The organism is Rhizorhabdus antheiae, assembly GCF_049889055.1.
Lineage (GTDB): Bacteria > Pseudomonadota > Alphaproteobacteria > Sphingomonadales > Sphingomonadaceae > Rhizorhabdus.
The window spans coordinates 59,036-81,387 of record NZ_JBLTWO010000010.1; the positions used below are offsets into that span (position 1 = coordinate 59,036).

Sequence of the window (22,352 nt, forward strand, 5' to 3'; positions counted from 1 at the left end):
GGGCTCAGGCGTCGACGGTAACCCGCGCCTCGAAATCCGCCTCGGCCAGGAAACGCTCGGCATCCAGCGCGGCCATGCAGCCCATGCCAGCAGCGGTCACCGCCTGACGATAGACCTTGTCGGCGACGTCGCCGCAGCCGAACACGCCGGGAATGTTGGTCCGGGTGCCGCCCTTCTCGACCACCAGATAGCCGTCCTCGTCGAGATCCAGATGCCCCCGGAACAGCTCGGTCGAGGGGCTGTGGCCGATCGCGACGAAGCCGCCGTCGGTCTCCAGCTGCGATACCGCGCCGGTGACGGTGTCCTTGAGTTCGATCGCGACGAGCCCGGCATTGCCTTCTCCGCCGACGAAGCGCTCGACCTGCTGATTCCACAGCACCTTGATGTTCGGATGGGCGAACAGCCGCTCCTGCAGGATCTTCTCGGCCCGCAGCGAGTCGCGACGGTGGATCAGCGTCACGTCATGGCTGTGGTTGGTCAGGTACAGCGCCTCTTCCACGGCGGTGTTGCCGCCGCCGATGACCGCAACCTTCTTCCCGCGGTAGAAGAAGCCGTCGCAGGTCGCGCAGGCGGAAACGCCCTTGCCACCCAGCTCCATCTCGCCTTCGACGCCCAGCCATTTGGCCTGCGCACCGGTCGCGATGATCAGCGTATCGGCGACATAGATCGTGCCGCCGTCGCCCTTCAGCCGGAAGGGACGCTCGCTCAGATCGATCTCGGAAATCATGTCCCAGACCATCGTCGCTCCGACATGCTCGGCCTGGGCGCGCATCTCTTCCATCAGCCAGGGGCCCTGGATGACCTCGCGAAATCCCGGATAATTCTCGACATCGGTGGTGATGGTCAGCTGTCCGCCGGGCTGGATTCCCTGAACCACGATCGGCGCCATGCCGGCGCGGGCGCCATAGATCGCGGCCGAAAGGCCGGCGGGGCCGGAACCGATGATCAACATGCGGGTCGAGTGGGTGGCGGTCATGGGTGTCGTTCCGGTGATGCGGGTGATTCTCGGATGTGCAGATAGGGACGCCGCCCCCGCTTTGGCAACCGCCCCGCCTTTACCCCGGCTTAGCTTTCGCTCGGTAATCGGATGACGATGACCGCACGTCTGGCATGCCACAAATTTGCTGCGACGCTCCTGCGTGACAGACGGGGCGTTGCGGCTGCGCGCTTCGCGCTGTTCACCTGCTTGTTTGCCGCTGCGGTCGCCCTCACGGTGCCAAGGCTGCTGTCCAAGGATATTGCAGCCGATCCCGTCATAGAACTGCGACACCATCTCCCTGAGGCGCTGGAAGCCATCGGCAATGCGATGAAGGGCTGACCCGTCAGCTGGCTGACCGGCGAAACAGTCTTCCGAAGCGCGCCCGGGCATCGCGGTCGTCCTTGTCGTCCTGCCCTTCACCGGCCTTCGCCTGCACCACGGCGGTCGTCTCACGCAGGCGTTCGGACAGAAAGATCGCGAGCGCCCGATAGAAGCGCGCCGCGAACACCGGCTGCTCCTCGAAGCGGTCAAGGATGAGTTTGCGGGCGATGGCGAGAACCTCGACGGGTTCCTCGGCCAGCACCGAGACGAGCGGGGAATGACGCTCCACGAAGGACATCTCCCCCACCACATCGCCGACGCCCAGCCGCGCGACCTGCGTCCCGTCGCGCAGGCGGACTGCGACGCTGCCGGCCAGCACGAAGAATATCTCGTTCACGGGCCTGCCCGCGCTCACCAGCATGTCGCCCGGTTTGAGGCTGCGCAGCGTGCCGACGGAGAGGAGCCAGAGCATGTCGGCGTCGCTCAGACCGGCGGCGATGTAGCGGGCGTTCTTCATCAACGCTTTCGCACTTGATCCCGCAGATAAGTTCCATAGGCGCTCTTGCCGAGGGCATCGGCCAGGCGTTCGAGCTGTCCGGCATCGATGAAGCCCTGAAGATAGGCCACCTCCTCCAGGCAGGCGATCTTGAATCCCTGGCGCTTTTCGAGCGTACGGACGAACTCCGCCGCTTCGATCAGGCTGTCGGGGGTTCCGGTATCGAGCCAGGCATAGCCGCGCCCCATCAGCTCGACCGAAAGCTTGCCGGCGTCGAGATAGGCCCTGTTGACGTCGGTGATCTCGAGCTCGCCGCGCGCCGAAGGCTTGAGCGAGCGGGCGATCTCGACGACGTCGGAATCATAGAAATAGAGGCCGGTCACCGCCCAGTTGGAGCGGGGCCGCTGCGGCTTCTCCTCGATCGACACGGCGCGCATTGCGGCGTCGAACTCGACCACCCCGTAGCGCTCGGGATCGGTCACATGATAGGCGAAGACGGTCGCGCCGTCGCGCCGCGTCGCCGCCGAGCGGAACAGCTCGGTCGCGCCATGGCCATAATAGATATTGTCGCCGAGGATCAGCGCGGAGGGCTCGTTGCCGACGAAATCGGCGCCGATGATATAAGCCTGCGCCAGACCGTCGGGGCTCGGCTGCACGGCATAGCTGATCTCCATCCCCCACTGGCGACCATCTCCGAGCAGCGCCTGGAAGGAGGGAATGTCGCGCGGGGTGGAGATCAGCAGCACCTCCTGGATGCCCGCCAGCATCAGGGTCGACAGCGGATAATAGATCATCGGTTTGTCGTAGACCGGCAGAAGCTGCTTCGACGTCACCATCGTCATCGGGTGGAGCCGCGTCCCCGCGCCGCCCGCCAGGATAATGCCCTTCACGCGTTCATCCCCTGATTCCGGGCCGGCGGCCCGAGCAGTTCATCGATAATGTCTCCCACGGCCGCGTGCCAGTGGCGAGGCTCGATGCCGAAAGCTTCGTGCAGCGCGGCGGTCGACAGCCGGGAGTTGACCGGCCGGCGCGCGGGAGTCGGATAGTCCGCCGTCGTGATCGCCTCGACCTCGGCGACGGGTCCGCCGCGCTCCGCGCTCATCCGGAAGATCTCGCGCGCCAGTCCGCACCAGCTCGCCTCGCCGTCATTGACGAAATGCTGGATGCCCAGCGGCGCAGACGGATCGTCTAGCATCCGCAACAGAATCGTCTGCACGGTGGCGGCAATGTCAGCCGCACCCGTCGGGCAACCGCGTTGATCGTCGACGACGCGCAGCCGGGGCGCGGTTTGCGCAACCCGCAGCATCGTCTTCAGGAAATTGTGGCGGTGCACCGACAGGACCCAGGCGGTCCGCAGCACCAGCGCCCTCGCCCTGCCGCCGAGTATCGCGCGCTCGCCCGCCAGCTTCGACGCACCATAGACGCCGAGCGGGGCGACAGGATCGTCGACGGCGTAGGGCCCGGCCTTTGTGCCGTCGAAGACATAGTCGGTCGACAGATGGACGATGGGACGGCCGGCCTCGGCCAGCCACCCCGCCGCTTCGCCATTGATGCGAAAGGCGAGATCGGGCTCCTCCTCGGCGCGATCGACCGCCGTATAGGCGGCGCAGTTGACGATCGCATCGACAGGATGGCGATCCAGATAGGCCCAGATGCTGTCGCGCGACGCGAGGTCGAGGTCTGCGCGCGTCGGGAAGAGAGCGACGGTGCCCTCGGGCCAGGACAATCGCGCCATCTCCAGCCCGACCTGCCCTTGACCGCCCGTGACGAGGATATGGCGCTGGTTCATCCGGTCGCGAGGCCCAGCCGCTCCGTGGCATAGCGCCTGTCCAGTATCTCCTGCCACCAGGGTCGGTTGTCGAGATACCAGCGCACGGTCCGTTCGATCCCTTCGTCGAACGAGACCTGCGGTTCCCAGCCCAGCTGGTCGCGGATCTTGCTCGCGTCGATCGCATAGCGGCGGTCATGCCCCGGCCGGTCGGCGACGAAGCTGATCTGGCTGGCATAGCCCCGGCCGTCGGCGCGCGGTTGCAGGCGATCGAGCGCGGCGCAGATCGCCTGCACCACCGCGATGTTGCGGCGTTCCGAATTGCCGCCGACATTATAGGTCTCGCCGGGCGTTCCCCGCTCGAAGACGGTGCGCAGGGCGCGGGCATGATCCTCGACATAGAGCCAGTCGCGGACGTTCGAGCCGTCGCCATAGACGGGCAGTGGCTCCCCGGCGAGCGCACGGATGATGATCAGCGGGATCAACTTTTCGGGAAAATGATAGGGCCCGTAATTGTTCGAGCAATTGGTGACGAGCACCGGCAGGCCATAGGTATGCCCCCAGGCCCGAACGAGATGATCGGAGCCAGCCTTGGAAGCCGAATAGGGCGAGCGCGGATCATAGGCCGTGCTCTCGGTGAACAGGCCTTCGTCGCCCAGCGATCCATAGACCTCGTCGGTCGAGATATGGTGGAAGCGGAAGGACGCCCGCCGCTCGCCATCGAGCGCGCGCCAATAAGCGAGCGCCTGGTCGAGCAGCGTGTAGGTGCCGACGACGTTCGTCTGGATGAACGCGCCCGGCCCGTCGATCGAACGATCGACATGGCTCTCGGCGGCGAGATGGGCAACGATGTCGGGCTGGAATTCGGCCAACAGCGAGCGGACCCGCTCGGCATCGCAGATGTCGCCCTGGACGAAACGATAGCGGGGATTGTTGCCGACCGGCGCGAGCGAGGTCAGCACACCGGCATAGGTCAGCTTGTCGAGGTTGAGCACCTCGTGCGTCGTCTCGCCGATCAGGTGGCGGATCAGCGCGGAGCCGATGAAACCCGCCCCGCCGGTGACCAGGATACGCATCGTCACTCCTCCGAAAGCGGGCCGAGCGGCACGCCGTCATAGTGAAAGGGACTGGCCCAGCCGAGGAGGGGAGGCAAGACCGAATCCTTGTCCGACAGGATCGGTCCGGACGACGGGAGCGGCCAGTCTATGGCGAGGGTCGGACAGTCCCACGCGATGCCGCCGTCGGTCTCTGGGGCATAGACGTCCGACACCTTGTAACTGACCTCGCAGTCCGGCTCGAGCGTCACGAAGGCATGGCCGAAGCCGACCGGGATGTAGAGCTGGTCGCCATTGTCTGCGGACAATTCAGCCGCGACATGCCGGCCATAGGTCGGCGACCCGGCGCGAAGATCGACCGCATAGTCGATTATCCGCCCACGGACGCAGCGAACCAGCTTAGCCTGCGCATGCGGGGGCGCCTGGAAATGAATGCCACGAAGGGTTCCCACGTGCCGCGAATAGCTGTGATTGTCCTGGACGAAGAGGTCGGGAACGCCGAGATCGACGAAGCGGTCCCGGCGATATGTCTCGGAAAACCAACCACGATCATCGCCGAAGCGGCGGGTCTTGATCAATCTGACGGGCAATATACGGCTCCTGCCATCGAACCTGCGCCGGTTCGCAGGCATTGCCGCCCCTGTCCAGTGCCGAGGTGACACCATCATAATTTCCCGAGCCATATTGCGGCGCACCAAAGGCTGCAGTACCAGTGCCTTCTGTGTGGGGACAGGTCAAACATACTTCATGGCATTGATATTACATAATAATTATAGCTGCGTGACGCGGCATTTTCCGGTCGCGCCATCGAGCCAGCGTGTTTTGAGAGCACGCGGCGCATGAAGCTCGGCAGAAAGCTTTTGCGGAAGCTCGGCGGACAGCCGTCCGATCCGAGACGCGATGTGCCGTCCTCCGGCGCAGCGGGAGGGCTGGTCGCGTCCGGCGACGCGGCGCGCGGTCGCGGAGACTGGGCCGCAGCGGCGGCCGCTTATCGCGCCGCGCTGGAGGAACAGCCCGATCTCGCGGCGATCTGGGTACAACTCGGTCATGCGGAAAAGGAGCGCGGGGCGGCCAACGCGGCGCTGGAAGCCTATGGCGAGGCGACGAAGCTGCGGCCATTGGAGGCCGACGCCTTCGTTCATCTCGCACATCTGCAGAAGCGCATGGGGCTTGTCGACAAGGCGATCCTTTCCTTCCTCCATGCCCTTCACGCCGGCGACTGCAGCCCGGAGACCAGCGACGAGCTGCTCTGGCTGATCAACCACCGCCCCCGGCACAAGCAGCGCGAGACGCTGCCGGCGCTGCTCAAGCGGGCGGTCGCGCCGCTCGCACCCCGTAAGGGCGAGCTGCCGCTGCTGACACAGCTTCGCGCGATCCTGACCGAGGACATGGCGGAGCCCGTCAGCACGGGCGAACAGCGGCATACGCTGGTTTTCGATATATCCGATCTGATTGCCTATTATCGCAATGCGCGCCTGCCGACCGGGATCCAGCGCGTCCAGATCGAAACGATCGAGGGCGCGGTTCAGGAGGGCGGCGACCGCGACATAAGGCTGTGCTGCTTCATCGACGGGCGCGAAGACTGGCTCGAGCTTCCGCTGGAGCATATGCGCGCCATCGCCCGGCTGAGCACCGCCAGCGGCGATCGCACCGCGCCCGAATGGGTCGAGGCGATGGACCGGCTGCGGCTGTTCCTGTCGCTGACAGAGCCGTTCGACTTCCCGCAAGGCGCATCGCTGATCAATCTCGGCACCAGCTGGTGGCTGCAGAACTACTTTCTCTATGTGCGCGAGGCCAAGGCGAAGCGCGGCATCCGCTACGTCCCCTTCGTCCACGACATGATCCCGATCATCACCCCCGAACATTGCGTGCGTGGGCTGACTCAGGACTTCATCAGCTGGGTGATCGGGGTGTTCGATCATGCCGACCATTTCCTGGTCAATTCGGATGCAACCCGCGACGACCTGATCGCAGTGGCGGCGCAGCTCGGCTACACCGTCGACCGCGACGATGTCGCCGTGATCGCGCTCGACACCGACTTCCGCAAGCCGGAGCGCAAGCGTCTGCCCGACAGCGCGCTTGGACAATGGTCTCTCGAAGCCGATGATTTCGTCCTGTTCGTGTCGACGATCGAATCGCGCAAGGGCCACCTGATCGCGTTCGAGGCCTGGGCCGAGCTGATCGCCCGCCATGGTCCCTCGGCGGTGCCGAAGCTGGTCTGCGTCGGCAACCAGGGCTGGCTGAACAGCCAGATCTATCAGCGCCTGACCGACGATCCGGTGCTGGCGGAGCGGGTGACGATGCTGTCGCGCCTGTCCGACGAGGAACTGGCGCTGCTCTATCGCAGCTGCCGCTTCACCCTCTATCCGAGCCTCTACGAAGGCTGGGGCCTGCCGGTGACCGAGTCGCTCTGTTACGGCAAGGTCCCGCTGATCTCGGACGCAGCCTCGCTACCGCAGGCCGGCGGCGATTTTGCGGTCTATGTCGAGGCGGGATCTGTACAATCGCTGGTCGAGGCCGCAGACCGGCTGATGTTCGATGGCGCCTATCGCCACACGCTGGAAGCCCGCATCGCAGCGGACTTCAAGCCGCGTTCCTGGAGCGATCTCGCCCGGCAGATCGGCCAGGATCTCGACCGGTTCGCACTGCGCGACGCAGGCAAGCCGCTCGCCCTTCCGAATACGCCGGCGCGGATCGGCGCATGGCACGCGCTGACCCGGAACGAGGAGGTGCGGATCTGGCGCGGGATGAAGACTGCGGAGATCTACCGCAGCAATCTCGGCTGGCATCCGCCCGAGCATCGGGGCTGTCGGATCAAGAGCGACGGCGCCGCGTTGACGCTTCCCATGCCAGCGCATGAGACGGCCGTCCGGATGCTGTTCCAGTTCGGGGGGGACGAGCAGTTTCCCTGCCAGTGGACGCTTGGCTACGGCACGGAGCTGATGTCGGGGGATATCGGCATTCACGAGGATAAGTGGGTCAGCTGCGATCTTCCTGCCTCTGCCGCACCTTATGCGCTCGACATCCGCTTCGACGCCCTGCCCGCTGCCGATGGAACGCTGCCGACCTATTTCGTGCGCGGCTTCTTCCTGCTCGCGGCCGAAGACACGACGGCGCGGCTCGATTTCATCGAAGCCGTGGCGCTGAACAGGCTCGATGCGCTGAGTGCCTTTCGCGACAGGTGAAGCCCTCTTGCCCCGCGCCCGGCCTTCGCCGATAGCGCTGGCATGACAACGCGCGAGAGGGCCGCTCTGGCATCGGGGCTACAGGTGCTGCCCGACGGGATCGAGATCATTCTCGACATCTCCCGCCTTCTGTCGCGCATGTTGCACGCGATGCCGACGGGGATCGACCGGGTCGAGCTGGTCTATGCCCGCCAGCTGCTGGACAAGGCACCCAATAGACTGCATTTCGCAGCAATTAGCCCGCTCGGCGGCTACGGCCGGCTGCCGCTAGACGCTGTATTGCGCTTCCTCGACGAGACCGAGGAACGCTGGGCCAGCGCCCGGACTCCGTCACGTCGCGAACTGACCATCGCCGCGGCACGGACCCTCGCCCGGCTTCGCCCGCGCGCAGTCCCGCGTCCGGCAGCCGGTGCTCGCCGCTATTATCTGCAGGCGTCCCCGCACCATCTGGATCGACCGGATCGGGTGCGGGCAAAGCTGCGCAGCGAAGGCGCACGCTTTCTGTGTCTGGTGCACGACCTCATCCCGATCGAATATCCGGAATATGCCCGGCCCAACGGCGCCGCGACCCATCGCCGTCGGATCGAGACGCTGGGCGCCTGCGCGGACGGGCTGATCGCGAACAGCCAGGCCACAGCCGACTCCGTGACCGCCTTCCTGCGCGAGCGGACGCCGGCCATGCGCGTCGCCCATCTCGGTTGCGACCCGCTGCCTTCGGACGCGGGACTGCCCGCCGGCCTCACGCCGCCCTATTTCGTGGTCCTGAGCACGATCGAACCGCGCAAGAACCATCTCCTCCTCCTCAATCTCTGGCGGCGGATGATCGAGACGCTCGGTCCGGATGCCACGCCGCACCTGGCGATCGTCGGGCGGCGCGGCTGGGAGAATGAGAATGTCGTCGACATGCTCGAACGCTGCGACAGCATTCGCGGCCATGTCCATGAACTGTCCGGCCTGCCCGATCGCGCGGTAGGCACCCTGTTACGCAACGCCCGCGCGCTGCTGTGTCCGTCCTTCGCCGAGGGCTTCGGCATGCCGGTGACCGAAGCACTGCTGAGCGGCACCCCAGTCCTCTGCAGCGACCTGCCCGCATTGCGCGAGGCCGGCGGCTCTGTCCCCGATTTCCTCGATCCGCTCAACGGACCGGGCTGGCTGTCGGCGATCACCGATTATGCGCGGGACGGTTCCGCCGCGCGATTGCGACAGATGGAACGCATGCGGGACTGGACACCACCCACATGGGACGCGCATATCGCCACCGTGCTTGACCTTGTTCGCGACATCGATGCGCGCGGAGACATGGCGAAATGACCGCCGTCCGCTCTTCCTTCTACGACGATCTGACGCATCAGATGAACGTCGTGGGGGCGCTCGTCCTGCGCGAGTTGCACACGCGCTTCGGCCGCAACAACATCGGCTATCTGTGGATGATCGGCGAGCCGATGATGCTGGCGACGGTTGTCGGCGCAATCCACGCCTTTCAGCCGGGGCATCTCGGCTCAACGATACCGCCGGTGGCCCTTTCTGTCGTCGGCTATTGCATCTTCATTATTTTTCGCGGCGTTTTCAATCGAGCCGAGAGCATCATCGAGAGCAACCTGCCCTTGATGTATCACCGCATGGTTTCGGTTCTGAACCTCTCCATTGCGCGTGTCGTGGTGGAAACAGCGGGCTGTGTCACCACGTTCATCATTCTTTATTCGTTGCTCATTCTCCTCGGCTTCGCCCAGCTACCGGCGCGGCCGCTATATGCCATGGGCGGCATCGCCATGATGGTCTGGATATCGTTCGCATTGGGTCTCAACGTCACGGCAGTGACCTTCGAGCGACCAACGCTGCAGCGATTGGTCCACCCAATATCCTACTTCATGATGCCTCTGTCGGGCGCTTTCTTTGTTGTGGACTGGCTTCCGCCAGCCCTGCAAAAAGCCCTGGACTGGATTCCTATGGTCAATATCTTCGAAATCATCCGCTATGGGATGTTCGAAGTCGCTTCGTCGCAACATCTCTATCCGGGCTATGCGGTGGCTTGGTGCGCTGTGTTTACTTACACCGGCCTGCTGGGCATCCGCCGGCTTCGCAAGCGCATACACGTCCGCTAATGTCTCAGCCTGCAACTTCTGGATAATCGATGCACGGAATCATCAAGCCGCACTCCGCCGACGCGCTCGTCGAGCGTCCGCACTGGTCGGAGAACGTCCGTGCCTGGTCGGGGCGGAACAAATGGTTCCTCGCGATCGTGGTCGTTCCGACGCTTCTGGCGGCGCTCTATTATTATATCGTAGCGGCCGACCAATATCAGTCGGAAGCGCATTTCATCGTCCGTACCGCTGATGCCTCGCCGATGCCGACGAGCGGCTTTAGTCAGTTTCTAGGCCTTGGCGGGGGCATGTCGCCCTCCCGAAGCGAGGCAATGAGCGTCAATGACTATCTGGATTCACAGCAGGTCGTGAGCAGGATCAACGACAAGCTGAATCTTGTCGAACGCTTCCGTCGGCCCGAAGCGGATGTGGCGACGCGGCTGTGGTTCTCGCAGCCCACGCCCGAGATGCTGCTGCGCTATTACCGTCGGCAGGTCAGTGTAAAATATAATCAGGACTCCGGTATCACCAGCTTGCAGGTGCGCGCGTTCCGCCCGTCCGACAGCTATGCGATCATCAACGAACTGCTGGCGCTGGGCGAGGGCCGGGTCAACGAGATCAACCGACGCAGCCAGACCGATCAGCTCGCGAGCGCGCGGCGGCAGCTGGCCGAGGCCGAGCAGGGCCTGCTCGAAATCCAGTCGAAAATGACCAGCTTCCGTCAGGCGCGAGGTGATCTCGACCCCGAGGGTTCGGGCAAGGCGCAGATCGGCCTCGTTGCGACGCTGGAGGGCCAACTCACCAACGCGCGGGCCCAGCTCAATGCGATGAAGGGCATCATCGCCCCTTCGAGCCCGCAATATGTCGCGACCCTGGCCCGCGTTCGCGCGCTGGAGGCGCAGGTCGCCGGCCAGTCGGGCAAGCTGACCAGTGGCGGCGGAGCCATCGCCGCCCGACTTGGCAATTATCAGGACCTGCAGATCCGGCAAGAATTCGCCGCCAAACGATACGAAGTCGCAGCCGCCAATCTCGAAAAAGCGCGCGATGCCGCGATGAAGCAGCAACTCTACATCGTCCGCGTGGTCGATCCGAACATGCCGGTGAAGTCGGAGTTTCCCAAAAGGGGCGAAACCCTGCTGACGATCTTCCTGTCGCTACTGGTCGCTTACGGCATCGGCTGGCTTCTGGCAGCAGGCGTCCGCGAGCATTCACTGTGAGTGCTCATTCATGTCAACAAAACCACATTCACGCGGCAGAGCGCATCCACTGCGCTCACTACCTGCGCCCGTGATGCGCCTTGTCCGGTCTTCGTCCATCGAAGCGGGAGGCCATGGCGATGAAATACAGCAATCTCCTCCATACCCTTCTATCGAGGAATGGGCGGACACCGGCAGCAACGAAGGGCAACCCGCGATTGATCGACGGAATGGACCAAGCGATTCAGACTCAGCTTACTCCGGCCGATATCGTGGATGGATATCAGGCTGTTCTGGGACGCGAGCCCGAAAATGCGCACGTCATCGAGCATCACCAAGAGCTTGGCGATCGAATCGCTCTGTTGGTCGCGCTGGTGCGCTCTACAGAATATCAGTCACGGTTGAATGCGTTCCGCCACCAGGATGGTGGAATCAAGATAGAAGATCTTGACGAGGTTGCCGCAGATTTCGAGCGCGGCAACGGTGATCGATGGCGCGGCAAATCCCTGATTTTGCCGGAGTGGTTTGACGCGACGCTAGATCCGCTAGGACAAGATTATTCCCACCAGATGCTCAGGCTGTGGGAAACGATAACCGGGCGACAGGGATATGACCCGCTCCGGAACGAGGACACACCCGAAATCGCTGAACTCGATGCGATCTATAGACCCGCCTTCTATGCTTCGGGAGACAGCCATTTCGCGGGCGCGCAGTTGATGGCGATGGGTCATATCATCATGCGAAGCGGCGTCCGTCCCGGCGACCGGGTGCTCGAATATGGGGCGGGCTACGGCCAGACAGCTTTGGCACTCGCAAGGCTCGGTGCAAGAGTCGACACGGTCGACGTAAATCCACATTTTTGCAACGCGGTGGCGACGGCGGCGGAGCGTTATTCGGTCGATCTGAGACCGCATGTCGGTCAATTCGGATTAAATCCAGCGGGCATTGCCAATGCCTATTCCCTGATCTTCTTTTACGAGAGCTTCCACCACTGCATAGATTTCAAAGAATTTATATCAAGGCTTCCTATGCTACTAAAGGATTCAGGGAAGATTATATTGGCAGGCGAGCCAATTTTCGATCAGCTATGCCCAGAATTACCTTATCTCTGGGGTTTTCGTCTGGATTGGGAGAACGTCGCGGTTATGCGCATTCGCGGATGGCTCGAACTCGGCTTCCAGAAGGATTTTCTGCTTTCTTTATTTGATCAGAATGGCTTCCGCTGCAACCACTACCATGATCCCAACTCGCATTGGGCCCAGGTTTACGAGTTTCAGCGCAGATTATAGGTTTCACCGACGCCTATCGAATCCCACCATGAAAAGGCAGTCGACAGATGCGGATCACATTGTCGATGACCGGCGCATCACGGAGAGATCTTAAGTGACGATATCCAGAATCGCCAGCACACTAGGTATCGGCAAGATCGTCGAGCAGGGTCACGGCGCACCTCCTACCATGCGCAGCCTGCGCCCCCCTCTGGAGGAATTGGGCGGACATTCCCGGGAGGCAATTTGCCAGTCCCTTTGCAGCACTGCGATCGAAGGTGCCGCGCCGAATGAAATGGCTGCCTATGCCCGGCACGATTGTGAACGCTTCATTCGAACAGTAGGCTTAGTTCCGGATCAACACGGAGAGGTTCTGGAGATCGGAGGCGCCCCGTGGTTCACCTCGCTGTTGATACGATGGTTCAGGCCAGGCATCCGCTCCCAATACACCAACTTCTTTTCGGCAACAGAAGGGACTGCAAGCCAGTCGCTTAGCGTGGTTGCGCCAACCGGATCGCGAGAGGACCACCACTTCGTCTATTCAAACGTGAATGTCGAAGCACCACCTCCGTCACGATTTCCTTACGACGACGCAAGCTTCGATGGCGTGCTCTTCTGCGAGGTGATTGAGCATCTGCAGATGAATCCCCTACGTGCGCTGAGAGAGATTTGGCGCGTGTTGAAACCTGGCGGCTGGCTCATCCTCACCACGCCCAACATCGCCCGAATGGCCAACGTCCATCGCATAGTTGCCGGGTTGAATATTCACGACCCCTATTCAGCATATGGCCCTTACGGACGCCACAATCGAGAGTTCTCAGTCGGAGAGCTAAATTCTCTCATGCCATTTTGCGGGTTCGATCCAGATCAAATGTTCACGTCCGATGTGCACGGGGACGACATTGGCGACATCGATATATCACCAGATCTATGGGAGTTGATAAAGTCGCGTCGCGATACGCTGGGACTGTATATCTTCAGTCGGTGGCGCAAAGCTGAACGAGCGCCTATCGCCGGTAAACCCGACTGGCTATACTCCAGCTATCCTGCGGACCAGATGGTCCCGCTGGCTTGCACAGACCACTGACTGCTTACAAACCCTAAGCTTGCGGCTCAGCAACGCCACGGAAGTTCAGTAGCAAGGACCTCCCTCGCCTCACAGCCGCCGATAGACCTCCTCCACATGGCCAGTTCGCAGCCAGTGGCGGTGGCGGCTGACGAGCGTGTATCCTCCTGCCTTGGCGACCAGCGTGGCAACGGGGACGATGCCGGGCTGGGCCGCCTCCTGGTTGATGCTCACTATCCCGCGGACGCCGCCTTCGTGGGCCAGTCGCAGGATCGAGAGCGCCTCGGCCTCGGGCATTTCGGGGAGCGAATCGCTGTTCAGGAGCAGGTCCACATTCGCCTGCGCCAGTTGCGACGGCCCTATCGTGACGCCTCCGTCTCCCGCAACATGCTGCTGGAGCAGCGCTGCGGTCGGGCCGTCGAATAGCGTCCAGCGCGGCTGGCCCAGTCGCCGCGCATAAAAGGCCGCAAGGCCGATGCCGGCACCGACCTCGCCGACATGGACCTCGACGTCCCGACCGCCTGACGGCGTCATCTGGTCGGCCAGCTGCCCTACCCGCCACGCCGCATGAATGGCATCGAGCATGCGCATGTGGATGACCCGACCACCGCCGACACCTATGCCGAGATAGGCGCCGATCGACGGGGGCGGCGAAAGATCCGCGCCCAGCGCAGCTTCGATCGCGGCGAACAGTTCGGCCGGATCGCGCCGGCCATTGTCGCCCCAAGGGCCGGCTTCCGGGTTTTCCAGACGCAGGCAACCGACCGCCTCGGCGAGCGAGACGAGCTTGTCATAGGTCCAGCGCGACAGCTTGGCAGCGAAGGCCGGATCGGCCGCGCGGGCGTGCTGGCGGTCGCCGCCGAGCAGCCCCTGTGCCGCCCGCGACCGGCCCAGCGCGGCCAGTTCCTCGGCCAGGCGCTCGTCATCCGCCGCTGCCAGCATCGCAGCAAGCGGACGCAGCCGGGTCGGCAGACGCTCGATCTCCTCCGGTCCCCCGGCGCGCTCCCACGCGCCGCGCAGACGGGCGGCTCTCGCGATGTCGGGCACGGCGGCAGGGGCTTCGATCAGCGGCAGGGTCAGGCCATGCTGGTGGGCGTATCGCGCCGACCAGCGATCGCCGCCTTCGGCCGATCGCACCGGCACCACCGTCGGATCGACCGCCGCAAGCGATGCCGTGACCGCTGTGACAAGCGCTTCGAGCCCCTCGGCTGATGTGGACGCGACAGGCGCGAAGCGGGCAAAGGCGGACAGCTGTCCGCCGAGTTGGGGATCGCGTTCGATCGACAGCGCATCGGCCTGGTCGAGCCCGCTCAGAAGCGCGGGCAGATCAGCCTTCCCGTTGTCATGCGCCGCCTCCAGCGCCGCGATCAGGCGTTGCGCCCCGACATGGCCGCGGTTGAGCAGCCACGGCATCCTCCCCCGCGCGCCGAGCGCGAGATCCCCCTCCGGCGGCGCGATGGCGAGCCGATCGTCCCGCCCGTTCAGATGGGCCGACAGGTCGAAATCGAGGTCGCCGATGAATCCGTCCGGGCCGAACATGACCGCCCAGCCATCCCCGGCCAACGAAGCGGTGTCCGCCTGTGCCAGCGCATATCGATAGCCATGGCGCCGCGCATAGGCTTGGATGTTCGGCGCCGTCACGGCGCGGGCGGCAGCATAGCCCTCCCCGCCCGCGCATTGCACGAGCACGACATCCGGCCCTCCTGTCGCATTCGCCGCCAGCCGCCGCGCCTCGGGGGACAGACGGAGCACCGCGCAGAACTCGTTGCGGCCCCGCGCCGTATCATAGAGGCCCGCAACCTCCAGCCCGATCAAACCCAGCGCGCCGAGGCCCTCGACGATCTCGGCGAAGCGGTCGGGCGTGAAATACCAGGCGTGGACATCGACATAGCCGCCCAGTGCGAAGTCGTGGTCACGCATCGCCTTGCGCAGCCGCGCCACCCGATCGGCCGGCACCGCTTCGCCATGATCGCCCTGCCAGTGGCGCTGGCTGTCATTGTGCGTCGTCAGCGCGACATGCTCGACGATGCTCGCCAGACTGTGCGTCCGGCGCTGCTCGCGATGCGCCTGCAGCACCTGCGCGATCGTGCTTTCGGCCAGAAAATGGTCGAAGCAGTAGCGCTTGTCGGGGATGATCAGGCAGAACAGTCCATCGGGCTCGAGGATGCGTTCGATCTGCTGGAAATGGTGGACGAGGTCGGGCTGATGCTCGATCGCGTGGCTGCTGACCACGGCGTCGAAACGGCGCCGCACCTGTTCCAGCCCGCCGACATAGTCGACATGGTCGGGACAACCGGCAGGATCGAGGCCGATGGCCTGCGCCCGCGCACGGAGCTGTCCGGCGTCGAGCACGTCGAGATAGGCGACTGCCGGCCCCCTGAGCAGCGGATTGCAGAAAGGGCCGATCTCCAGCACCGAACGGCCATCGGCGATCATCGCCACGAGATTTTCGCGCAACGCCAGCGGCGAAGCCACGAGGCCCCGTGCCCGCCCCTCGCGATCATAATGCGCCTCGGCCTCGGACGGCGCCACATCGAGATCGGGGTTCGTCGCCAGATAGAAGGCCGCATCGAACCGGGGCGGAAGCGCGGACGCTCCGCCGTCTTCGCGGATGATCGGTTCAGCCATGAACGGGCTTCGGGCCGGTCATCGGTACCACGCCCCGCGGTCGTCGACCGGCATCACCTCGAAACTGTCCCAGCGGAGCGCCGGATGCCAGGACGGATCCTGCGCCAGCCACGCCTTCCAGCGGAGCATGAACAGGGCATATTGATCGCCGCCCGCCGGCATCTCGCCGCGCGACGCCTTTTCGGCATGGACCATCTCCGCATCCGGTGTGCAGACGATCCGCAGGCCCAGCGCCCGCATCCGCAGGCACATGTCGATGTCGTTATATTCGAGCGTGAACTGCTCGTCGAAGCCGCCGATCCGTTCGAGCACCGAGCGGCGCGTCGCGAACAGCGCGCCCGTCACCGCCGACCATTGCCGCTGCACCGACGCCCAGTCCTGATAGGTGGCGCGATCGGTCGTCCGGCCCGCCCAGGGATGCGCGATCGCGCCGAACAGGGGTGCGATTCCGGCATGTTGCAGCCGCCCGTCGGGGTAGAGCAGCCGCCCGCCGACCCCGCCCAAGCCTTCGTCGAGCGCGAAGCCGATCAGTGCGCGCAGCCAGCCGCCGTCGACCGGCAGCAGATCGTCGTTCATCAACACGATCTGCTCGCTGCTCGCCGCGCGCCACAGCTGATTCATCTTCGCGGCATAGTTGAACGGTTCGTCCGCGCCGCGCAGCGTCTCGATCCGGCGCAGGGTGAAGGGCCAGTCGCGCTTCGCCCAGGCCGGCTCGCCCGCCACATCGTCGCCGACGATCACGGTCAGCCGGTCCATCGGCCAGTCGACCTTCGCGACCGCCTTCAACAGGCGGTCGACATAGGTGGTCCGGCTGTCCGGGATCCGGCTGCGACGGGTCGGGATGACCAGCGAAACCTCCGGAAAGCTCCTGCCGAAGCGCCGGCGCTGCACCAGCGTTCCGGGCGACCGCCCCGCGACGAACATATGATCGCGATAGGGCGGCAGGCTTTCCAGCATGCGGCGGCGTGTCACCGGGTCGGCCTGCGGTCGCTCGCCCGGATGGCAGAGCAGCACCTGCGCGATCCGCGCGATCGGCACGCCTGCATGGTGGGCGCGCAACAGCAGATGGTCGAGCACTGCACCGCCCATTGCGGGGTCGAGGCCGATGTCGCGCAGCACCGAGACCTTCACGATCAGCGGCGCGCCGATACAGTCCTGCGCCACCAGCAGCGTCGGGTCGAAACAGGGCTTCAGACGGAGCTGGTCGATCGGGCGGGCCGCCTCGACCGCAACGTCGTCGCCGAAGAAGATGCCTGCGTCGGGCCGGATCTGGCGCGCATCACGCCAGGCGCGCTCGAACATCGGCGCGAGCCGGCTGCCGCGCGGGGCGAGCACCACCCAGCCATCGTCATCCTCGGGCAGTTCGGGCGGGACCAGGCTCTCCAGCGCGCCGTCGGGGGCGAGCAACAGCATGTGCAGCCCGTCGCCGAACGCGACATGCTCGACCGGCATGCCCGCACGTGCGTTGACCGCGAAGCTGAGCCCGCGCGGCTCGGCGGCCGTGCCAAGATGGTCGAAGCTCTCCCGTATCCGCCCGGCAACCGCCGCCTGCGACAGCCGCTCGGCGATCCGGGCACGGGCTGCCGCGCCTTTGCTGGCGTCACCCGCCTCGACCGCGTCGGCGGCCATGATCAGCGCCTGCGACAGCGCCGGTTCGTCGACCCGCGCCCAGCTACCGCCGCTGGTATAATGGCCGAAATCCTGATCCAGCGTCCATGGATGCGCGCGCACCGGCCAGCCGCTTTCCGCATCGAGAAAGTCGCGGGTGCCGCCGAAATCGGTCGCGACGACCTCCTTGCCCATCGCCATCGCCTCGGCAACGGTCAGACCGAAGCCTTCCGAACAATGCGGCGATGCGTAGATGTCCGCCGTCGCGAGCAGTTCCGCCAGTTCGTCGGCGGTCATCGAGCGGTCCATCAGGACGACGCCCTCGGTCCCCTCGGCCAGCGCACGCAGCGCCGCCCCTTCCTCGGGCCGGTCGAGCAGATACTTGGTCTTGAGGACGAGCGACCAGCCGCGCGCCGCGAGGCCGGACGCCGCGAAGGCGCGGACCAGCGCCGCCGGATTCTTGCGGACGAGATAGCTCGACCCGTCGAAGGTGTAGAGGATCGTCCGACGCTCGCCAGGCAGGCCCAGCCTTTCACGGCTCGCCGCGCGATCTATCGGGAGCGGTTCTGCGATCGGCACGACGTGCGGAACGACGTCGACCGGCACGTCGCCACCCGCAGCGAAGACGTCCGCGCAATAATGGCTCGGCGCCCAGATGCGATCCACCGCGCCGAAATTGCGCCGCCAGGCCGGCGGGATGTGGCCCATTTCCCAGACCCAATAGCCGATCCGGTGCCGCGCCGCGCCGATCGCCGCCAGTTGATCGTCGGTCAGGAGGTGCCAGCTGTCGGGGTTGAGATGGACGACCGCCACATCGGCCGGCCCCGCAAAGTCGACGATGTCGACCGGCGGTGTCAGCGGCTGGTGGACGTGGAACGGCTTGTGGATCGGGTGGAGGTTCAGCCGCACGCCGGTCGATCGCAGCGCGCCGATGATGCCCCGGCTCGCCGAGCCCAGGCCATTGTCGTAATTCCAGGGACCGAAAAAGGCGACCTTGAGCCGGTCGTCGGCCGCTGCCTGCTCCGGCAGGCGGCGCGCCAGCAACCGCCCGCCATCGTCGACCGGACCTTCTTCGGCGGCGGCGATGACGACCGCTTCCGCCAGCGTGGCGTCGAAACCGTGCGCCGCAAGAAAGTCCTGCCAGCCCTCGATATCGACCGTCTTGAAAGCGCCGCGCAGCAGCAGCAGCTTGACCAGCGGCATCCCTGCCTCGACCAGCGCGCGCCAGCCGAACAGGGTGGGGTTGATCGCCGTCGCGCTGGGGTAGAGGATGTCGACCTTGTGCCCGCTCTCCTCGGCCAGTTCGGCCAGGCGAACCTCATAGGCGCGGATCACATGGTCCTTGCGGGTCAGCAGGCGAACATCGTCCATGAAGCCGTGAAAGGCGCGCGACGACAGCAGCCGGCTCTTCACCGCAAGGAAATAGCTCTGCACATGCCAGCGCCATTCATGGCTTTCGGTAAGGCCGACCAGATCGGCGTCGCGGGCGCGGATTTCACCGATCAGCGCGGCGATCCGGGCTGGATCGGCCGCCGGCAGCACGCTGTCGTTGACCAGATAGAGCGTCGCGGCGCCGTAGAGCCGGGGATCGAGCTTGAGCGCATGGGCCCAGGCGGCGAAGTCGTAGCCGCCATTGCGGCGGACCAGCATGCCGTCGACCAGATCCAGCAACTCCGCCGACGGATCGAACGGCCGATCGACCGAGGCGATAAGCAGGACCGACAGCCCCGCCGCTTTCAGCGCCCTTATATAAGGAAGGACATGCGGCTTGACCTTGCCGCTGCGCGAATGGGTGACGAACAGGGCCACCTCGCCCCGCGCATCCCCGACAAAGGGTTTGACGGTGACGGCGGGCAGCGACCAGGCCACCGCGTGATCCTCGGGATGGCGCGAGGGCGGAAAGAGGAGGATCGGGCCGGGCTCCAGCGGCGACCCGTCGGGCATGCGCCGCGCCACGACCTCTGCACCTTCGCCATTCTCGCCCAGTTCGACATCCAGCACAGCGCGGAACTCGAGCATCCCGTCGTCGCGCCGGGCCGGCGTCGCCTGCCCCACCAGCCGGTCGCCCTCGCGAAACTCGACCCATGTCTCCGGAGCCGCGTCTGCCCCGTCCAGATCGAACAGCACGCCCGACACGCCGCGCAGATACCATCCCTCTATCCGGCCGCCCCATGCGGGTGCCGGCTCGGGCTCGGGCTCGGGCTCGGGCTCGGGTTCGGGCTCAGGCTCGGGTTCGGGTTCGGGTTCGGGCTCGGGCTCGGGTTCGGGCTCGGGTTCGGGCACCTCCTCAACCTCGGCCTCCTCGACCGGCAGCTCAGCCTCTTCGACAGCGGGCTCCTCGGGCGGCGGCGGAGCAAGTTCGTCCAGCGCGCGGGCAGCGTGCTCGTTTCCGTCGAGTTCGAAACTGCGGCGATAGAATTCGATCGCGGCGTCTAGATCGCCCCGGCGCCGTTCGAGATGTCCCCGGCACAGGGCCAGGTCCGCGTCGTCGGGCTTGAGCGCGAAAGCCTGGCGATAGGCGGCATCGGCCTCGCCATGGTCGCCTGACTCGGCCAGCATATGGCCGAGCTGGACCCAGATCGCGAAATCGTCGGGCCGTGCCGCGAGAAAGCGGCGATAATGGTTCGCCGCCGAGCGCCAGTCCCGCGCATCGCGTGCCGCAGACCCTTTCTGGAAGGCCCGCCGGATAGCCCTTCGCTGCCAATAGCCCGCCATCATCCCCGACACGCTGTCATGATGACGGAAGGAACGAAAGGAGGAGCGCGCATGGCGGAAAACTCTTGATCGAAGGTGCCGCGGGGCGGTTGCGCCGGCCGCGCCGGTCCTGCCTCTTAGGAAGAAGCTGCATTCAAACGCAAGTCGTTAAGGCTGCAGCAAGGCGGCGGCCATGATTGACTCCCGCGCACAGGCGGCTATGGGGGCGGCCCGGCACGAGCGGCGATCCCCGAAGGAGCCGTCGACGCAATGACGGCGAACTGGATGATCCTCATAAGACAGCGCAGCACCCGTCGATTTCCGCAAGCGGTTGATCGAGCGCGCCTGATGGCCGGCTCGCTGCTCGGCCTGTCGCTCGCAACGTGGGCGCCTTCGGTCTCGGCAGAGACGCTGATGGACGCGGTCGAATCCGCTTATGCGACCAATCCGACGCTGGTCGAGCAACGCTTTCGCCAGAAGGCGACCAATGAAAGCTATGTCCAGACGCGGGGCCAATATGGCCCGACCGTCTCGCTCACCGCGACCGGCAATTATGAATATCAGAAGCTGGGGCCGAAATTCGGCAGCAGATCCGGCGATAGCAATCAGGGCGAGCTGAGCGTCAGCGTCCGCCAGCCGGTCTACACCGGCGGACGGGTGCGCGGGGCGATCGCCCAGGCGCGCGCCAATGTCGACCAAAGCCAGGAGATATTGCGTCGCGTCGAGGGCGAGACCGTCCAGCGCGTGATCGAGGTCTATGGCGCCGTGCTGCGGGACGAGCAGCGGCTTGAGGTCGCCAAGGAAAATATTGCGGCGCTCCAGGAGCAGCTCGCCGAACGGCGCGCGCGGCGCAATGTGCGGGACGCCACCATCACCGACGTCGCCCAGGCGGACGCGCGGCTGGCAGCGGGCGAGCTTCAGGTGGCGGCTGCCGAAGCGCAGCTGGCAGTCAGCCGTGGCCAATATCTGCTCGTCGTCGGCCATGAGCCACGCGATCTTCAGCCGCTGCCCGAACTGGGCGGCCTGCCCGAGAGCATCGACGAGGCCTTCGCCATTGCGGACGACGAGAATGCCAATCTCGTCGCGGCCCGCTACAACGAACAGGCGACCCGCGCCAATGTCGCGGCCCAGCGCGGCAACCAGCGGCCGCAGGCGACCATCTCCGCCTCGGCCGGCAAGCTCGGCCCACTGTCGCCCTATGACAGCCGCCAGCTGCGCACCGACGTTCAGGCGCAGATCACGATCACCCAGCCGATCTTCCAGGCGGGTGCGATCCAGTCGCGCATCCGCCAGGCGCAGGACCAGAATGGTGCCGCGCAGGCCGCGCTCGACGGCGAACGGCGCCAGGCGCTGCAGGACGTCGTGATCGCGTGGAACCAGCTGCGTTCGGCCCGCATCGCCGTTACCGCCGGGCGCCGCCAGGTCGAGGCCGCACAGGTGACCTTCGCCGGCATGCGGCTCGAGGAACAGAACGGGCTGCGCACCACCACCGACGTGCTCAACGCCGAACAGGAGCTCGCCTCGGCGCAGTTGGGGCTCCTGTCCAACCGCTACAATGAATATGTCGCACGCGCCTCGCTGCTGCTCGCCATGGGCCGGCTCGATGCGCGCACGGTCAACTCGGCCATTCCCGCCAGGGACCCCGACGCCGAATTCAACAAGGTGCGCTGGCGTGGCGTTTCGCCGACCGAACCCTTCGTGATGCTGCTCGACCGGCTGGGATCGGCCAGCCCCAATGCGAAGCCCAAGCCCGATCTGCGCGGCGCCGGGCAGCCGAAGCCGACCGGTCAGTTCGATCTGCCCGCAACGCCGCCGCAGAGCGTCGTCAACGAACCGCTGACCCCGATCAGCAAGAGCCGCGTTATCGCCGCCGAGGAGATTCCGGCGCTGCTCGGCGACTATGGCAATCCGCCGCCCCGCCCCGCGGAGCCCCAATGAAAAGATTTAGCCGTCCGGCGGCCGCGATGATATCAGGCCGGCCAGCAAGCGATGATCGGCGGACGCCGC

The 22,352-nt window shown here is 65.3% G+C and carries 16 protein-coding genes; 8 read left to right on the forward strand and 8 right to left on the reverse strand.

All coding sequences use genetic code 11. From position 1 onward, the window contains the following. Positions 1 to 4: 4 nt before the first annotated feature. Positions 5 to 976, reverse strand: coding sequence for a thioredoxin-disulfide reductase (gene trxB, locus ACNI3R_RS17235; protein ID WP_426185597.1), 972 nt, complete (start codon positions 974 to 976; stop codon positions 5 to 7). Between the two features lie 117 nt (positions 977 to 1,093). On the opposite strand from trxB, the gene ACNI3R_RS17240 reads away from it, so the two are divergent. After that, on the forward strand, positions 1,094 to 1,318 hold the full coding sequence (locus tag ACNI3R_RS17240) for a hypothetical protein (protein ID WP_426185599.1): 225 nt from the start codon (positions 1,094 to 1,096) through the stop codon (positions 1,316 to 1,318). 4 nt (positions 1,319 to 1,322) lie between these two features. On the opposite strand, the gene ACNI3R_RS17245 is transcribed toward ACNI3R_RS17240, so the two are convergent. The 5 genes from ACNI3R_RS17245 to rfbC are packed head-to-tail and all read right to left on the reverse strand — an operon-like array spanning position 1,323 to position 5,209. Continuing rightward, the gene (locus tag ACNI3R_RS17245; protein WP_426185601.1) at positions 1,323 to 1,817 is read right to left on the reverse strand and encodes a Crp/Fnr family transcriptional regulator; all 495 of its coding nucleotides are present in this window, start codon (positions 1,815 to 1,817) and stop codon (positions 1,323 to 1,325) included. Then, positions 1,817 to 2,686 carry a glucose-1-phosphate thymidylyltransferase RfbA gene (gene rfbA, locus ACNI3R_RS17250; RefSeq protein ID WP_426185603.1) on the reverse strand — a complete coding sequence of 290 codons (870 nt, stop codon included), beginning with the start codon at positions 2,684 to 2,686 and terminating at the stop codon, positions 1,817 to 1,819. The genes ACNI3R_RS17245 and rfbA overlap by 1 nt, the downstream gene beginning before the upstream one ends. Then, positions 2,683 to 3,585: a dTDP-4-dehydrorhamnose reductase gene (rfbD, locus tag ACNI3R_RS17255; protein WP_426185605.1), complete on the reverse strand. Its 903-nt coding sequence runs from the start codon at positions 3,583 to 3,585 to the stop codon at positions 2,683 to 2,685. The genes rfbA and rfbD overlap by 4 nt, the downstream gene beginning before the upstream one ends. Continuing rightward, positions 3,582 to 4,640: a dTDP-glucose 4,6-dehydratase gene (gene rfbB / locus ACNI3R_RS17260; protein WP_426185607.1), complete on the reverse strand. Its 1,059-nt coding sequence runs from the start codon at positions 4,638 to 4,640 to the stop codon at positions 3,582 to 3,584. The genes rfbD and rfbB overlap by 4 nt, the downstream gene beginning before the upstream one ends. A gap of 2 nt (positions 4,641 to 4,642) precedes the next feature. Further along, positions 4,643 to 5,209, reverse strand: a complete 567-nt coding sequence (gene rfbC, locus ACNI3R_RS17265) for a dTDP-4-dehydrorhamnose 3,5-epimerase (protein WP_426185609.1) — start codon at positions 5,207 to 5,209, stop codon at positions 4,643 to 4,645. Positions 5,210 to 5,458: 249 nt separating this feature from the next. On the opposite strand from rfbC, the gene ACNI3R_RS17270 reads away from it, so the two are divergent. The 6 genes from ACNI3R_RS17270 to ACNI3R_RS17295 all read left to right on the forward strand — a co-directional run bounded on the left by ACNI3R_RS17270 (position 5,459) and on the right by ACNI3R_RS17295 (position 13,436). Next, positions 5,459 to 7,804 carry a glycosyltransferase family 4 protein gene (locus tag ACNI3R_RS17270; protein WP_426185611.1) on the forward strand — a complete coding sequence of 782 codons (2,346 nt, stop codon included), beginning with the start codon at positions 5,459 to 5,461 and terminating at the stop codon, positions 7,802 to 7,804. Between the two features lie 42 nt (positions 7,805 to 7,846). Continuing rightward, on the forward strand, positions 7,847 to 9,115 hold the full coding sequence (locus ACNI3R_RS17275; protein ID WP_426185613.1) for a glycosyltransferase family 4 protein: 1,269 nt from the start codon (positions 7,847 to 7,849) through the stop codon (positions 9,113 to 9,115). Continuing rightward, complete coding sequence (locus ACNI3R_RS17280) at positions 9,112 to 9,906, forward strand: ABC transporter permease (protein ID WP_426185615.1); 795 nt, start codon at positions 9,112 to 9,114, stop codon at positions 9,904 to 9,906. The genes ACNI3R_RS17275 and ACNI3R_RS17280 overlap by 4 nt, the downstream gene beginning before the upstream one ends. 29 nt (positions 9,907 to 9,935) lie before the next feature. Continuing rightward, positions 9,936 to 11,102 (forward strand): lipopolysaccharide biosynthesis protein, encoded by a 1,167-nt coding sequence (locus ACNI3R_RS17285; RefSeq protein ID WP_426185617.1) that lies wholly within the window; start codon positions 9,936 to 9,938, stop codon positions 11,100 to 11,102. Between the two features lie 113 nt (positions 11,103 to 11,215). Continuing rightward, a complete protein-coding gene (locus tag ACNI3R_RS17290; RefSeq protein WP_426185619.1) occupies positions 11,216 to 12,370 on the forward strand; it encodes a class I SAM-dependent methyltransferase in 1,155 nt (384 codons plus the stop codon). A gap of 94 nt (positions 12,371 to 12,464) precedes the next feature. Then, positions 12,465 to 13,436: a class I SAM-dependent methyltransferase gene (locus ACNI3R_RS17295; protein WP_426185621.1), complete on the forward strand. Its 972-nt coding sequence runs from the start codon at positions 12,465 to 12,467 to the stop codon at positions 13,434 to 13,436. A gap of 69 nt (positions 13,437 to 13,505) precedes the next feature. Here ACNI3R_RS17295 and ACNI3R_RS17300 read toward each other — a convergent pair whose 3' ends face one another. Together ACNI3R_RS17300 and ACNI3R_RS17305 are read right to left on the reverse strand one after the other, a co-directional pair. Next, the gene (locus tag ACNI3R_RS17300) at positions 13,506 to 16,043 is read right to left on the reverse strand and encodes a class I SAM-dependent methyltransferase (protein WP_426185623.1); all 2,538 of its coding nucleotides are present in this window, start codon (positions 16,041 to 16,043) and stop codon (positions 13,506 to 13,508) included. 18 nt (positions 16,044 to 16,061) lie between these two features. Continuing rightward, on the reverse strand, positions 16,062 to 20,369 hold the full coding sequence (locus ACNI3R_RS17305; RefSeq protein ID WP_426185625.1) for a glycosyltransferase: 4,308 nt from the start codon (positions 20,367 to 20,369) through the stop codon (positions 16,062 to 16,064). 324 nt (positions 20,370 to 20,693) lie between these two features. On the opposite strand from ACNI3R_RS17305, the gene ACNI3R_RS17310 reads away from it, so the two are divergent. Then, positions 20,694 to 22,283: a TolC family outer membrane protein gene (locus ACNI3R_RS17310; RefSeq protein ID WP_426185627.1), complete on the forward strand. Its 1,590-nt coding sequence runs from the start codon at positions 20,694 to 20,696 to the stop codon at positions 22,281 to 22,283. Positions 22,284 to 22,352: the final 69 nt, after the last annotated feature.